General features: G+C 69.9%; 16 protein-coding genes. 7 read left to right on the forward strand and 9 right to left on the reverse strand.

The window, feature by feature from the left end:
* Window positions 1–55 precede the first annotated feature (55 nt).
* On the forward strand, window positions 56–1,387 hold the full coding sequence (paaK, locus tag ASF21_RS03375; RefSeq protein ID WP_157365715.1) for a phenylacetate--CoA ligase PaaK: 1,332 nt from the start codon (window positions 56–58) through the stop codon (window positions 1,385–1,387).
* Window positions 1,388–1,405: 18 nt separating this feature from the next.
* On the opposite strand, the gene ASF21_RS03380 is transcribed toward paaK, so the two are convergent.
* A complete protein-coding gene (locus ASF21_RS03380; protein ID WP_055766770.1) occupies window positions 1,406–1,618 on the reverse strand; it encodes a hypothetical protein in 213 nt (70 codons plus the stop codon).
* A 25-nt stretch (window positions 1,619–1,643) separates the two neighbouring features.
* On the opposite strand from ASF21_RS03380, the gene ASF21_RS03385 reads away from it, so the two are divergent.
* On the forward strand, window positions 1,644–2,168 hold the full coding sequence (locus tag ASF21_RS03385; protein ID WP_055766772.1) for a CGNR zinc finger domain-containing protein: 525 nt from the start codon (window positions 1,644–1,646) through the stop codon (window positions 2,166–2,168).
* A gap of 133 nt (window positions 2,169–2,301) precedes the next feature.
* Here the strand turns inward: ASF21_RS03385 and ASF21_RS03390 are convergent, their stop codons facing one another.
* Both ASF21_RS03390 and ASF21_RS03395 read right to left on the reverse strand, forming a co-directional pair.
* The gene (locus tag ASF21_RS03390; RefSeq protein WP_055766777.1) at window positions 2,302–2,736 is read right to left on the reverse strand and encodes a VOC family protein; all 435 of its coding nucleotides are present in this window, start codon (window positions 2,734–2,736) and stop codon (window positions 2,302–2,304) included.
* A gap of 107 nt (window positions 2,737–2,843) precedes the next feature.
* Window positions 2,844–3,254: a MarR family winged helix-turn-helix transcriptional regulator gene (locus tag ASF21_RS03395; RefSeq protein WP_162237505.1), complete on the reverse strand. Its 411-nt coding sequence runs from the start codon at window positions 3,252–3,254 to the stop codon at window positions 2,844–2,846.
* A gap of 161 nt (window positions 3,255–3,415) precedes the next feature.
* On the opposite strand from ASF21_RS03395, the gene ASF21_RS03400 reads away from it, so the two are divergent.
* On the forward strand, window positions 3,416–3,739 hold the full coding sequence (locus ASF21_RS03400) for a nuclear transport factor 2 family protein (protein WP_055766783.1): 324 nt from the start codon (window positions 3,416–3,418) through the stop codon (window positions 3,737–3,739).
* Window positions 3,740–3,805: 66 nt separating this feature from the next.
* Here the strand turns inward: ASF21_RS03400 and ASF21_RS03405 are convergent, their stop codons facing one another.
* The gene (locus ASF21_RS03405) at window positions 3,806–5,467 is read right to left on the reverse strand and encodes a thiamine pyrophosphate-binding protein (protein WP_055766786.1); all 1,662 of its coding nucleotides are present in this window, start codon (window positions 5,465–5,467) and stop codon (window positions 3,806–3,808) included.
* A 278-nt stretch (window positions 5,468–5,745) separates the two neighbouring features.
* On the opposite strand from ASF21_RS03405, the gene ASF21_RS03410 reads away from it, so the two are divergent.
* Window positions 5,746–6,594: an HpcH/HpaI aldolase/citrate lyase family protein gene (locus tag ASF21_RS03410; protein ID WP_055766789.1), complete on the forward strand. Its 849-nt coding sequence runs from the start codon at window positions 5,746–5,748 to the stop codon at window positions 6,592–6,594.
* A 3-nt stretch (window positions 6,595–6,597) separates the two neighbouring features.
* On the opposite strand, the gene ASF21_RS03415 is transcribed toward ASF21_RS03410, so the two are convergent.
* Window positions 6,598–6,828: a zinc-ribbon domain-containing protein gene (locus ASF21_RS03415; protein WP_055766792.1), complete on the reverse strand. Its 231-nt coding sequence runs from the start codon at window positions 6,826–6,828 to the stop codon at window positions 6,598–6,600.
* Between the two features lie 111 nt (window positions 6,829–6,939).
* Here ASF21_RS03415 and ASF21_RS03420 point away from each other — a divergent pair, with 111 nt between their 5' ends.
* Window positions 6,940–7,242, forward strand: coding sequence for a hypothetical protein (locus ASF21_RS03420; protein ID WP_157365716.1), 303 nt, complete (start codon window positions 6,940–6,942; stop codon window positions 7,240–7,242).
* A 26-nt stretch (window positions 7,243–7,268) separates the two neighbouring features.
* Here ASF21_RS03420 and ASF21_RS03425 read toward each other — a convergent pair whose 3' ends face one another.
* From ASF21_RS03425 to ASF21_RS03435, 3 genes are all read right to left on the reverse strand, one after another.
* On the reverse strand, window positions 7,269–8,351 hold the full coding sequence (locus tag ASF21_RS03425; RefSeq protein ID WP_055766797.1) for a fatty acid desaturase family protein: 1,083 nt from the start codon (window positions 8,349–8,351) through the stop codon (window positions 7,269–7,271).
* A 116-nt stretch (window positions 8,352–8,467) separates the two neighbouring features.
* Window positions 8,468–9,097: a flavin reductase family protein gene (locus tag ASF21_RS03430; protein WP_055766801.1), complete on the reverse strand. Its 630-nt coding sequence runs from the start codon at window positions 9,095–9,097 to the stop codon at window positions 8,468–8,470.
* Window positions 9,098–9,206: 109 nt separating this feature from the next.
* Complete coding sequence (locus ASF21_RS03435; protein ID WP_055769048.1) at window positions 9,207–10,661, reverse strand: MFS transporter; 1,455 nt, start codon at window positions 10,659–10,661, stop codon at window positions 9,207–9,209.
* Window positions 10,662–11,054: 393 nt separating this feature from the next.
* Between ASF21_RS03435 and ASF21_RS03440 the strand changes: the two genes are divergently transcribed.
* Window positions 11,055–11,972: an SDR family oxidoreductase gene (locus tag ASF21_RS03440; protein WP_055766803.1), complete on the forward strand. Its 918-nt coding sequence runs from the start codon at window positions 11,055–11,057 to the stop codon at window positions 11,970–11,972.
* Between the two features lie 101 nt (window positions 11,973–12,073).
* Here the strand turns inward: ASF21_RS03440 and ASF21_RS17235 are convergent, their stop codons facing one another.
* Entirely contained in the window at window positions 12,074–13,198 is a 1,125-nt protein-coding gene (locus ASF21_RS17235) for a YrzE family protein (RefSeq protein ID WP_082471200.1), read from the reverse strand.
* A gap of 129 nt (window positions 13,199–13,327) precedes the next feature.
* Between ASF21_RS17235 and ASF21_RS03450 the strand changes: the two genes are divergently transcribed.
* Window positions 13,328–13,828 carry a DUF456 domain-containing protein gene (locus ASF21_RS03450; RefSeq protein ID WP_055766806.1) on the forward strand — a complete coding sequence of 167 codons (501 nt, stop codon included), beginning with the start codon at window positions 13,328–13,330 and terminating at the stop codon, window positions 13,826–13,828.
* The last annotated feature ends 47 nt before the right edge of the window (window positions 13,829–13,875 follow it).

Here is a 13,875-nt window from a genome sequence, read left to right on the forward strand (position 1 = left end):
CGTCCCCGACAGGCCGGCGCCCGCGTCCACCACCACCACACTGCTGAGGAGCACCATGCACACCACCACCCTGCAGGCCTCGGCGGCCGACCCCTCGACGCTCGACGTCGAGGAGACATGGACGCGCGACCAGGTGGAGTCGGTGCAGCTCGAGCGGCTGCAGTGGACCCTGCGTCACGCCTACGAGAACGTCCCGCTCTACCGGCGCAAGTTCGACGACGCCGGAGTGCATCCCGACGACCTGCGGTCCCTCGCCGATCTGGCCCTGTTCCCCTTCACCACGAAGGAGGACCTCCGGAGCGTCTATCCGTTCGGCATGTTCGCCGTTCCGCAGGCACAGGTGGCGCGGGTGCATGCGTCATCGGGCACGACGGGGCAGCCCACCGTCGTCGGCTACACCGCCGGTGACCTGGACCGGTGGGCATCCCTGGTGGCGCGGTCGCTCCGGGCCTCGGGCGTGAAGGCCGGCTGGAAGGTGCACAACGCGTACGGCTACGGACTGTTCACCGGGGGGCTCGGCGCCCACGCGGGTGCCGAGCGCCTCGGCTGCACGGTCATCCCGATCTCCGGCGGGCAGACCGAACGCCAGGTGCAGCTCATCAGGGACTTCGAGCCGGACGCCATCCTGGCGACTCCCACCTATCTGCTGACCATCCTCGACGCCATGGCGGCGGCCGGGACGGATCCGCGGTCGACCTCCCTGAAGACCGCCGTGCTCGGGGCGGAACCCTGGACCGAGGGCATGCGCCAGGAACTCGAGGGCCGCATGGGCTTCGACGCGTGCGACATCTACGGGTTGTCCGAGGTCATGGGCCCGGGGGTGGCGGGGGAGTGCGTGGAGTCCAAGGACGGCTCGCACGTCTGGGAGGACCACTTCCGGCCGGAGATCATCGATCCCTTCACGGAGAAGGTGCTCGACGACGGCTCGTCCGGCGAGCTCGTGTTCACCTCGCTCACCAAGGAGGCCCTGCCGATCATCCGCTACCGGACGCACGACCTCACGCGGCTGCTGCCGGGTACGGCCCGCCCGGGGATGCGGCGGATGGAGCGCATCACGGGCCGGAGCGACGACATGGTGATCGTGCGCGGGGTCAATCTGTTCCCCACGCAGGTCGAGGAACTCGCCCTTGCCATCCCGGCGCTCAGCCCGCACTTCCAGCTGGAACTCACCCGGCCCGAGGGCCAGCGGATGGACCAGCTCACCATCAACATCGAGGTGCGCGAGGGCGTCTCGGCGAGCGACGGCGCCGCCGCCGCACAGGAACTGCAGCACCGCATCAAGACCCACATCGGTTCCACGTGTTCGGTCCGGATCGTCGAGCAGGGCTCGCTGGTCCGCTCGAGCGGCAAACTTCGGCGCATCTACGACCTGCGTCCGCGAGGCTGACTGGCGGTCCGGCGGGCCTCACCTCGAGCTGCCGATCGGGCAGCTCAGGGCGATCGGCGGAAGGGTGCCGGTCGGCTGCAGGTCGACCCGCCGGACGTCGCAGGTGCCGCAGCGCACATAGTGCACCCGTCCCTCCGACGTCGGGTGCACCGACTCGGTCGCCCAGGCGTGCTCGTGGTGCAGGTGCACCGGGTCGGGGCGGGTGGTGTCCTGGCGCGGGGTGGGTCTCATGTCCTCAGGGTGGTGTAATGCCCTTATGCATCTCAACCCTTACGGTGAATACGCGGTCCTCCTCGCGGCATCACTCGCGGACGACTGGCCGTCGGATCGGGCGGGCATCATCTCCAGGACGCGCGAGTTCGGCATGACCATGGCCTTCCCCTCCGCACGCGACGACCACCCGTCGGTGCGCGGCGTGATCGACGAGTGGCTGGCCGTCGTCGATGCCGATTCGGACGATACCCGGGCTGCGCTGCTGAACCACGTGATGGCCGCAGTGGCCGCATATCCGCGCCTGACCGACCACGACGGCGAGGGCTGGCACCTGCACTACCGGGACGAGGGCCAGGCCCTGCCGAGCGTGCTGCGGGCCGTGATCGGGGTCGGTACATCGCTGCACCTCGTCACCCGGGGCATGCACCGGCTGGGTCGCTGCGCGGGGGACCCGTGCTCGCGCGTCGTCGTCGACACGACGCGGAACGGCCGGCAACGGTACTGCTCCGTCCGGTGCGCCAACCGGGCAGCAGTGCGTCGGCACCGGAACCGCGTCCCGGGTCGATGACCGCCGGAGCCCGGACCCCGCCCTGACGTGGTCCTGGCCGGAGCGGTGACCACCCTGGCCCTGGTGCCCCCACTCGTCCGCCCGCTCCCTCCGAGGGCCGGGTGGGAGTCCTGCCGTCGGGCGTCGAGGGGCCTCAGTCGAGGCAGAACTCGTTGCCCTCCACGTCCTGCATGACGAGGCACGCCTCGTCCTCGTCGTCCGCCGGCAGGAGGTGCAGCCGGCGCGCGCCCAGCGGAACCAGCCGGGCTGCCTCGGCCTCCAGTGCGGCGACACGTTCGTCGCCGCGCAGCCCTGTCCCGACGCGCACGTCCAGATGCATCCGGTTCTTCACCGACTTCGGCTCGGGTACCCGCTGGAAGAAGAGGCGGGGTCCGATCCCGTCCGGGTCCTGGCAGGCCGACATCGAGCCCCGTCGATCCTCGGGCAGGGAGGCATCGAAGGCCTCCCAGGAAACGAAGCCCGGCGGCACGGGCGGGTCCACATACCCGAGGGCGGCCTTCCAGAACGCCGAGACGGCGCGCGGATCGGCGCAGTCGAAGGTCACCTGTACCTGCTTCACGTCAGCCATCGCACCAGCGTAGGAGCGCGGTGGAGGTGTGTCGACAGGGGTGGGTGGCCCGGCCGGCATCGCGTGCCGCACCGGCACCGCATCGTGGCCCTGGCCGTCACCCTCCGCTACTGCGGAGGTCGAAGGCCCCGTTCGCGCATCCGCGCGATCGACCGGATCGCGTCATCGACGAAGCGCTCGGTCAGGGCGGTGTAGCGGTCGATGTCGGAAGCAGACCAGTCCTCGAGCACTTCACCGATCATCCTGTCGCCGAGGGCGTAGACGCCGCGGGCGGCCTTCACGCCTGCCGGCGTCAGGGTGATCAGGGTGGCTCGGCGATCATCCAGGTCCGTCGACCGCTGGACCAGGCCGTCGGCCTCGAGGCGACCGACGATCTTGCTCACGTACGACGCCCCGACGCCGAGTTCGTCCGCGAGGGCCGTGGGACGCAGGGAGCCCCATGCCAACAGGAGTCGAAGGGTCTGATGGGAGGGTTGATCCAGGGACTCGCCGCTCTTCGCGAGGATCTGGCCCTGCACGGCCGGGGAGTCCCACAGGAGGATCAGCGCGCTGAGGTTGGCAAGCGAGCAGCGCAGGCTGTCCGGGCCCGATCCCGGTCGCCACCTCCCGACGGCATGAACCGTCGGTCCGAACCCCGCGGGCGCGTCTCGCGCCCGCCCCACGAGAAGAGAGCATCACCATGGCTGAGATCACCCTGCCCACCACCGTCGGCGACTTCGTCGCTGCGACGAACGCCCACGATGCCGACGCGCTCTTCGCCGTCTTCGCCGCCGGCGCGACCGTCACGGACGACGGGACCACCTACGACACCGAACCCGCACTGCGCGAGTGGATCAGGGTGCACCAGGTCGATCCGAAGATCGTCATCACCCCGATCTCCTGGCAGGGGACGCGCCTCGTTGCGTCGGTCGACGGTGAGTTCCCCGGCGGCCCCCTCAGGTTCGCCTTCACCTTCACCGAGCAGGACGGCGCCCTCACCGGGCTGTCGATCGAGCCCGCATGATCGACCTGCCGCGCAGGCGTCGACGGATCCAGCCACCCCCAGCCGGAACAGGAGGCCCGCTCAGCGCTACTTCGCGCCGGTCGCGACGGCGACGATCTCCTGCATGTACGGAGCCACGACCTGCTGGGAGATCTTGCAGTCGAGCAGCAGCACGCCGTCGTCGTCGGAGCCGAGCCAGCCCGCCACGCCGTCGAGATCCTGGAGGGTCCTGATCGTCCGGCCCGTGGCGCCGAGGGCGGTGGCCAGGGCGGCGAAGTCCACCTCGTCGATCATCATGGGGCCGGAGTGGATGCCGCGCACTGCGTACTGGTGGATCTCCGCGCCGTAGGCGGCGTCGTTGAACACGACGATCACCGCGCGCCGGGCGGTCCGGATGAACGAGTCGAGGTCGGCGAGGGCCATCAGGCCGCCGCCGTCACCCGTGCAGAGCACGAGGGTGGACGCAGGCAGGGCACGCGCGGCACCGACGGCGCTCGGGAAGCCGAGACCGATGGTCTGGTAGGCCGTCCCGACCATGATCAGCCGGTCGGGCGCCGGGACGCGCAGGTAGCCGGGCGCCCAGCCGATGAAGTGGCCGCCGTCCTGGACGATCGTGCGGTCCGCCGGCAGCATTCCGTCGAGCGCGCGGCACAGGCTGCGCGGATCGAGCCGCCCGTCGGCGGCGAGGGCGTCACCGTCCTCGCGGGCGTCGTGGGCCAGCAGGGCGCGGGCTGCGGCGACGTCGCTCCAGCGCGCAGCGGCGTGTCCCGCCGCAGGCGTCCCGATCAGCACGTCCGTCAGCGCCTCCGCGATCGCGCGGGCATCGCCGCGCAGATGGTCCGTGACGACGGCCGAGGTGGGGGCGTCGGCGACGTCCACCTGGATCACGCGGGCGGAGCCGCCGAACGCGTGCCCGAAGCGGGTGGTGAACTGGTTGAGCCGTGCACCGAGGACGAGCACGACATCGGCCTCGGCGATCAGCTGCGCCGAGGGTTCCGAGGCCCATCCGCCGGCGATTCCCAGTGCCGCCGGATGGTCGCCGAAGAAGCCGGCGCCGAGGCCGGACGTGGCCATGAGGGCCCCGAGGTGCTCGGCGAGCTTCGTCGCTGCGCCCTGCGCCCCACTGATCCAGGCTCCGCGGCCGGCGAGGACGAGCGGCCGCTCCGCTGCGGCCAGGACCGCAGCCACACGTTCGAGGTCACCCTCGGCGGGCAACCGCGGCACCTCCGGCCCGACGGGGACGGGCTGGTCCTCGTCCGCGGCCTCGACGCCGGCGAGGTCGTAGGGGATGGCCAGCACCACGGGCGTCCGGTGGCGCAGCGCGTGCCCGACCGCCGCCGTCGTCTCCGTCAGCACGTGGTCCGCGGACACCGTGAAGGTCGTGGCACCGAGCCCCGCCGCGATCCGCACCTGGTCGACGTCCCAGGGACGCCGGCCGCTGGTGGGGGCATCACCGACCACCAGCACGAGGGGGATGTCCGCCTGCACCGCTTCGGCCAAGGGTGTCAGCGCATTCGTGAAGCCGGCGCCGTAGGTGGTGGTGGCGATGGCCAACCGGCCGGCGGCGCGGAAATACGCGTCCGCGGCGGCGACCGCGCCCGCTTCGTGCCGGACGGCGGTGTAGTGGAAGGCGCCGGGTGCCGCCATGACGGCGTCGAGGAAGTGGGCATTGCCGTTGCCCATGACACCGAAGACCTCGGAGGCAGCGGGCTGGAGGGCGGACACGATGCGGGCGGAGACGGTGGCCATCGGACATCTCTCAAGACGAACGTCCGGGCGGTGGCGAGGTGCACACGGTCACCCGGGACGTTGGTGGGTGGGATCCGTATGTGCCTCGGGCCGACAGCCCTTATTGCCTCTTTTTCAGGCACGACGCGCGGTGGGCGTCCGACGTCGCCACTATAGCCGACCCCGTGCACCCGTTGGTCGCCCCCTGTCCGGACCCGTGCGCCTTTTGGTCGTAGTGTTCACGGACCGCGGTGCGTCTCCGGTGGATAATGCGCAGCACTCCTCAGTACTGTTTGACCATGGCCACCTACCTCAGAAACAGCCGCGCCGCCGCGCTTCCCGCCAAGCTCTCCCGATCGTGGCTGCTGGCGTCCGCTGCTTCCGAGGACAACTTCATCCCGGCGCTGACGTCGGAGGCGGACTCCGTGGTGTTCGACATGGAGGACGCCGTCCCCACCGCGGGCAAGGCCGAGGCACGCGATCGCGTGGTCGAGGCCCTGTCCACCGGGATGACCGCCTGGGTGAGGGTCAACGGCATCGAGACCGACTACTGGGCGGACGACCTCGCGGCCCTGTCCAGGGCACCGGGCCTCCGCGGCGTCATGCTGGCCATGACGGAGAAGCCCGAGCAGGTCACGCACACGGCCATGCGGCTGCAGGCGGGGACCCCGGTCCTGGCCCTGGTCGAATCCGCGCTCGGCATCGAGAACGCGACGGCGATCGCGAGTGCCCCCGGCACCTTCCGCCTCGCGTTCGGCGTCGGCGACTTCCGCCGCGACACCGGGGCGTCCGACGACCCGATGGCGCTGGCCTACGCACGGTCCAAGCTCGTGGTGGCGTCCCGCGTGGGGCGGCTGCCCGGTCCGATCGACGGGCCGACCGTCGGTGCCCTCGGCGACGACCTGCTGGAGGCATGCAAGGTGACCGCTTCCATGGGGATGACCGGCAAGCTCTGCCTCCTGACGGATGCGACCGACACCATCAACCGGGGCCTGTCCCCGAGCGAGTCCGAGATCAGCTGGGCCTCCGAGCTGCTGCGTGAGCACGCGGCCGGAGCGGTGGTGGGCGATGGCTCCTACCTGCCGCGGCTGGCACGCGCCCAGAAGATCTCCTCGCTGGCGGACTCCTACGGCCTGTGGAACGCCTGACCGTCAGCGTGCGAGTGCGTGTTTTTCCGACCCGCTGATCCGCGAGGTGCCGCCACAGTTGGTGCACACCTGCAGCCGCGTCCGCTTCAGCGTGAGGAGCGGCACGAAGAACACCGACAGCCTGGTCTTCCGCTGGACCACCTGCTGCGGGGCGAACTGCCCGCAGTAACGGCAGGACGCCGATCGGGTGAACCGTAGCTGCTCGCGCGTGGTGAGGCCGAAGAGGAAGAACATCCCTCCACCGTAGCGAGTCCGTCCCGCCGGTGAGCATCCACCGGGGGGATGAACGGTCCGCGTCCCGTCACCTCGGGGCTCCGCGGTCCCAGCCCGAGATCGTATCTCCCCGTGGGCACCTCGCCGATGACCACATCGTCGATCGGTTCGACCTCCGCGGTCATCGTGCCCCCGAAGTACAGCTGCGAGACGGCGATCCCGGATCCCACGAGGCTGTGCTGCCGGAAGGTCATGCTCGTACCGGTGAACGCGGTCCTGAAGCCGAAGACGTTCTCGATCGCCTCCATGGCCTCGTCGCGTTCGGAGGTCTCGACGTCGACCCGGAGCACACTCATCCTCCAACAGTGCCCCTGTCCCCGTGCCTCCGTCCACCTCCCGCGCCGATCGTGCATCCGGCCGGGCTGGGGCGGGTGAGGGCGGAGCTGCTCACTGTCGGGGTGTCAGGGGCGGCGGAAGCGGTTGACCATGGGGCAGTCGAAGGGGTCGCGGGCGGCGAGGCCTACCCGGTTGAGGTAGGAGACGACGGCGCCGTAGGAGGCCGCGACGCCTACTTCGGTGTAGGGGACGCGGAGGCGTTCGCAGTGTTCGCGGACGATCACGGCCGCTCGGCGCAGGTGTGGGCGTGGCATGTCCGGGAAGAGGTGGTGTTCGATCTGGAAGTTGAGGCCGCCGTAGGCGTTGTTCACGAAGGACCCGCCGCGGATGTTGCGGGAGGTCAGGACCTGCTTCTGGAAGAAGTCGAGCGTGCTGTCCTTGGGGACCACGGGCATGCCTTTGTGGTTCGGGGCGAAGCTCGCTCCCATGTAGACGCCGAAGACGGCCAGTTGGACGCCGAGGAACGCGAAGGCCATTCCGACGGGCAGGAACCAGAAGAGGATGCCGAGGTACGCCCCGAAGCGGGCGCCGAGGAGTGCGAGTTCGACCCAGCGGCCCTTGATGGTGCGGCGGGCGAAGAGGGTGCTGATGGAGCGGGCGTGGAGGTTGATGCCCTCCATGGTGAGCAGCGGGAAGAAGAGGTAGCCCTGCCGGCGGGTGATCCACGCCTGGAGGCCTGTGGCCTTGGCGGCGTCCTCCTCGAGGAACGAGATGGTGTCGACCTCGATGTCGGGGTCCTTGCCCTTGGTGTTGGGGTCGTTGTGGTGGCGGGTGTGCTTGTCCATCCACCAGGCGTAGCTGATACCGACGACGCCGGCGGCGAGGATGCGGCCCGACCAGTCGTTGGCGCCGCGGGTCCTGAAGATTTGGCGGTGGGATGCCTCGTGGGCGAGGAAGGCCATCTGCGTCAGGACGACGCCGAGCACCGCGGCGATGAGCAGCTGGAACCAGGTGTCACCCAGGAGCGCGAACCCCGTCCACGCCGCGCCCATGGCCAGGGCCAGGAGGGCGAACACCGCGACGTAGAAGCGGCGTCGGCGGTTCAGCAGGCCTTCCTTCCGTACCTGCTTGAGCAGGACCGAGTAGGAGGCGACGACATCGTTCGGCTTCGAGATACGGACGGTGCGCGGTGCGGCGGCAATGCTCAATGGGATTCCCTGGGGCCGGTGGAAGGCTTCCCAGCCCGGGGTGGGGTGCTAACCCGCAGATTCACTCACTGTATGTCAGGAGCCTGAGGAGTGGCTGAGCGTATGTCACGGGCAGGTCACGGTGTTGCTTTCTCGGCGTCGTAGTGCCCGGGCCAGTCCTGCACCGGGATGCGCGTGATCTCCCGGACCGTCCCGGCCGTGCCCCACTCGTCCTTCCCGAGACGGGAGAGGGGCTTCAACGCCTGGACCGAGGGCAGGTCGCCGTCGAGCATGTGCTCCGACACGACCGCGTGCAGCACCTCACCGAAGACGAGCGTGCAGTCACCCATGTCCTGGATCAGGTGCAGCCGGCACTCAAGGGCCACCGGGGATTCGAGGACGCGGGGTGGGCCCACGGTCGCACTCGGCTCACGGGTGAGCCCCGCCGCATCGAATTCGCTGACATCCGGGGGGAAGTTCGTCCCGGTCGCGTTGACGGCCTCGAAGAGACCCTCCGGTGTGAAGGCGACCACGAACTCGCCGGTCGCCTCGATGTTGCGGACCGAGTCCTTGCGGCCCACGGAGGTGAACTGCACGATCGGCGGGTTGACCGAGGCGATGGTGAAGAACGAGTGGGGTGCGAGGTTGTCCACCCCGTCCGCAGAGGTCGAGGAGATCCACGCGATGGGCCTCGGCACCACGACGGAGGTCAGGAATCTGTAGAAGGCACGGCTGGAGTCCGGGTCGGGGATCACGTCTTTGCGCATGCCGGAAGCCTAGCCCGGCGTGCCGGGTACCCCGGGCGGATCGACCGGTCGCCGCCTGGTCAGGTGTTCGGGGTCGGTGTGCGCGCCGCTGGTGCAGCCTCCGGAGCTCTCAGGGTGTCGTGCTCCCGGACGGGGCGTGGGTCCCCTCGGCGTCGGCCGCCACCGTTCCGTCCGCACCGGCGGCTGCACCCTCCCGGTAGGACGCGGAGATCCGGCGGTACACGGGTGTGAGGAAGGCGAGGAGCGCCGCGAGGATGATGACGATCCCGGCCACGAGGAACACCAGGGCGATCCCGCGGGACGTCCCGTTGCCCAGGAGGGGGGCGAGCTGCGCCGCACCACCGTCCGAGCGGGCGTAGGGGATGATCCAGAACTGCGCGAGCGGGGCGATGAGGAACGCGGTGACCGGAGCTGCTGCGGATTCGAACGCCATGGCGAACCCGAAGACCCGGCCCTGCCGTTCGAGGGGCACCACCCGCTGGATGACCGTCTGCTCGGCCGCCTCGATGAACGGCACCAGCACGAGGTAGAGCCAGATCCCGAGGACATACAGCCAGGCCCATTCACGGATGGTGAACAGGGCGCCGATGACGCCCATGAGGACGACGGCGACGAGCATGGTGCGCAGGGGGTTCCGCCCCAGTCCGAACTTCGCGATCAGGGCTCCGCCCACGATGAACCCGGAGGCTCCAACGGCGAAGAACGTGCCCCAGAGCTCCACGGAGAACAGCTCGAGCCCGTACGGATCCATCAGCGCCATGTAGACGCCCCCGACGAAGTTGTTGAACGTGGAGAACAGGATCAGGGCGAAGAGGCCCGTGATGGCGAGGACCGCCGCGTAGGATCCGCGGAGGTCGAAGGCGCCGTGGGCGTCGGTGGCGGCGGCACGCACCTCCTCCGGCATGCGCAGGGTGAGCAGGTGCGCGAAGGCCAGGGCGGTGAGTGCGAGTGCGACGACGATGGTCCAACCCATGCCGAGCAATCCCACGGACAGTCCGGACAGCACCGAGGTGATGATGAACATCAGGCCCTGGACCATGCCGACGAGCCCGTTCGCGTTGGCCCTCCGGTCCGGCTCGATGAGGATGGTCACCGTTGTCGACAGCGCGATGTTGCGCATGTTCTCGACGACGGCGCCGATCAGCACGATCAGGGTGAAGACCCAGAACCACGGCCGTGCCAGGTCGAGGAGGATCGGTTCGGGCGTGACCAGGAACATGGCCCCGGCGAGGGCGAACATCCCGAGCGTGAAGGCGCCGGCGAAGCGCATCACGGACACTTTGCGGTAGCGGTCCACGAAGGTGCCGAAGCTGATGCTCGAGAGCGCCACCAGGAGCATGTAGGCCCCGCCGATCACCCCGGTGGCGATCACGTTGCGTGTCTCCAGATAGGCCCAGAAGGTCAAGGCGAACCAGAGGTAGCTCGTGGTGATGTTGGCGATGCCGGTGTTGACCAGGATGCCGGTGAAGGTCCGTGAGCGTTCGGCCGGGGACCGCACGGAGAGGTCGACTCCTCCGGGTGCGTCTGTGCCGGCCCCCGAAGGAGCCGGGGGCTGCTCGGTCATGGCGCCCAGTGTACGTCCGGCGTGACGGGCCCAGAAGGGGCCGGCCTGCACGCGACGGAGCATGCGGTCGGTCGTTGTCCGCATCCCGCCGAGGACCCTCCGGCTAGACTGGCCGCACTATGGATCTCATGCGCAGGCTCCGCACCCCGATCATCTGGCTCGTCATCGCAGCCCTGGTGCTGAGCATCGGCGCGGGCCTCTTCTCCGTCGTCTTCTGACCGCAGCCCTCCCGTAGCAACTCCCACGGTCGAGGTCCACCCGCCCCCCACCCCGCCGGCCGGGTTGTCCGCCGCCACCCTGTGGCCCTAATGTGATAAGCAGGCTTAGCTTCCGGCGGCCAGTCCATCCCGCGCCCGCTGCGCGGGACACGCATTCTGTACAGGGAGAACACACATGACCTCCGACAGCACGACAGGATCGACCGACCAGTACACCTTCCAGAACCCCGTCACGCGGTTCGAGAGCATCTCGCCGCCCGCGGAGCACACGGCTGAGCCGGGCCTCGAGTCGGACCTCGAGATCAAGGCCGACCGCGGGGAGACCTCCTACCGCGGCACCGGACGACTCGTGGGCCGCAAGGCGCTCATCACCGGCTCCGACTCCGGTATCGGTGCGGCCGTCGCCATCGCCTACGCGCGCGAGGGGGCCGACGTCGCCCTGTCCTACCTGCCCGAGGAGGAGGAGGACGCCCAGGTGGTCAAGGGCATCATCGAGGCCGAGGGCCGCACCGCCGTCTGCATCCCCGGCGACCTGAAGGACCCCGCATACTGCACCTCGCTGGTGCAGCAGGCCGTCGACGGACTGGGTGGCCTCGACATCCTCGTGAACAACGCGGGCAAGCAGGTAGCCGTGGAGTCCCTCGAGGAGCTGAGCGACGAGCAGCTCGACCACACGTACAAGACGAACATCTACTCGTTCTTCCGCGTCACACGGGAAGCGCTCAAGCACCTGAAGCCCGGATCGGCGATCATCAACTCGACCTCCATCCAGGCCTACGAGCCCTCACCGACACTCGTGGACTACGCGAGCACGAAGGCCGCGATCAACAACTTCACGAAGGGGCTCGCGCAGCAGCTGGCGCCGAAGGGCATCCGCGTCAACGCCGTCGCCCCGGGTCCCATCTGGACACCGCTGCAGCCCTCGGGCGGCCAGCCCGCGGAGGCGTTGCCCGAGTTCGGGAAGTCGACCCCGCTGGGCCGCGCGGGCCAGCCGACCGAACTGGCTCCGGCCTACGTGTTCCTGGCTTCCTCCGAGGCGAGCTACGTCCTCGGTGAGACCCTGAACGTCAACGGTGGGATGCCCTCGCCCTGAGTTCCGCGGCGCCGCACGGAACAGCCCCGGACTCCAGAGGGTCCGGGGCTGTTCCGTGCTCTGCCGGAGGCCGGTGGCGGTTGCCCGCGTCCTCGACGCTCCTACGCCGCGTCCTCCAGTGCATCGAAGTCGGCGCGGTCGATCTTCCGGTGGTAGCGCATCCCTGCAAGGCCGCCGAGGATCGCACCCACCAGTGCGATGGCCGCGACGACGAGCAGGCCGATCAGGCCCGGACCCGTCAGGTCCTGCGCAGAGGGGACGCCGAGTCCCTGGAAGCGCTCGGTCACGTTGGCCTGGTTGCCGATGATGAAGCCGACCACGGCGAGGACGATCGCGATGATGACGGCCCACAGCCAGACGGCGAGGCCCTGCTTGACTCCGCTGAAGCGGGCCATCCGCCCCGCCACGTATCCTCCGGCGTAGTAGGAGACCAGGAGGATGACGCCGAGCACCACGGCGGCCGTGATGCCCGTGCTCTGGGCTTCGGTGGACCCGCTCGCGAGATCCGACGTCGAGAGGTTCGCGCCGTAGCCGAACGCGCCGGCGATCGCCCCCACGAGGGCGGAGAGCAGCACGAACATGCCCGTCGCCGTGAGCCACCCGAAGAAGGCGGAGCCGAACTTCATGCCGCCGAAGTGCTCCTTCTCGCGCTGGTGGACCAGTTTGCGGTCCTCGAGGCTCGGCAGCCCGGACCCGGACCCCGCAACGGCGCCGGCGGTGGCGGTGCGCGGGAAGTGGCGGTCCTTCCCGCGGTCCTCGTCGTGCGCCTTGGACGCGGTGACGGGTGCCACCTGCGGATGGACCTGCGTCGGCGGCTGGGCGTCCCGCGAGGACGCCGGTTCCCGCGATGCCGCGACCGGCGTCGGGCGGGTGTGCTCGCGGGTGGACGTGTCCTTCGACGACCGGTCCTCCGGGGACGGGTCGGAGTACATGCCCGGCACGTAGTCGCCGCTCGTGTCCTCCTCGGCGGAGTAGCCACCGGGCACGTAGTCGCCGGTGCCGCCGTCGTTGCCGGAGCGGGTGGCTCCGCTCGCCCGGTCGCTGCCGGTCCCGCTACGTGATCCAGCGCCGGCCCCACTGCCGGTGTCGGTCCGCCCGGCGCTGCTCGCCCCCGCACCGGACCTGCCGGTGTCCATCAGCTCGGTGGGGGACTCGACGTGCCGGGGGCCGTCGTCGTCCGCGGCCCGGCGCTCGCCGTCGGTGTTCCCTGTTCCTGGTGTACTCACTGGTCCTCCTGATCTCAGGGCCCTCGGGCTCGCTAAGTTGGCTTAGTATCCGTCACAGTATTCCACGCGACGCCGCGCAGGAGCCGTTCCGCGGCGTCGCGTCGCGCAGCCGGATGCGAGACTTGAACCATGGATCTCCAGGTGTTCATGACGGTCGTGTGCGGCGCGCTCATCGCGGTGGGTGTCGCGGGAGTGGTGGTGCCGGTCCTGCCGGGGAGCGTCCTCATCATCGTCTCGCTGCTGGCCTGGGCGCTGACGGTGGCGAGTACCGAGGGCTGGGTGGTCTTCGCGATCGGCACCGTCCTGGCCGGAGCCGGTCTCGCAGCCGGGATCGTGCTCACCGGCAGGACCCTCAAGCAGCGGAAGATCCCGGGCAGGTCCGTGACCATCGGCGTCCTGCTGGGCATCGTGGGCATGTTCGTCATCCCCGTCGTGGGCCTGTTCGTCGGCTTCGCCGTCGGACTCTTCGCCAGCGAGTACGCGCGGCAGCGTGACTCCCGCGCCGCCCTGACCTCGAGCCTGCACGCCCTGAAGGCCACGGGCCTCGGCATCCTCGCCGAACTGGCCCTCGCCTGCCTGGCCGGCACCACGTGGGTCATCGGGGTCTGGGTCTACTTCGCCACCGCCTGAGACCGGTCCGCACCCGGCCGCTCCGCGGTGCATCCGTGCCGCACCGG

It is taken from the genome of Arthrobacter sp. Leaf234 (assembly GCF_001422665.1).
GTDB lineage: Bacteria > Actinomycetota > Actinomycetes > Actinomycetales > Micrococcaceae > Arthrobacter_D.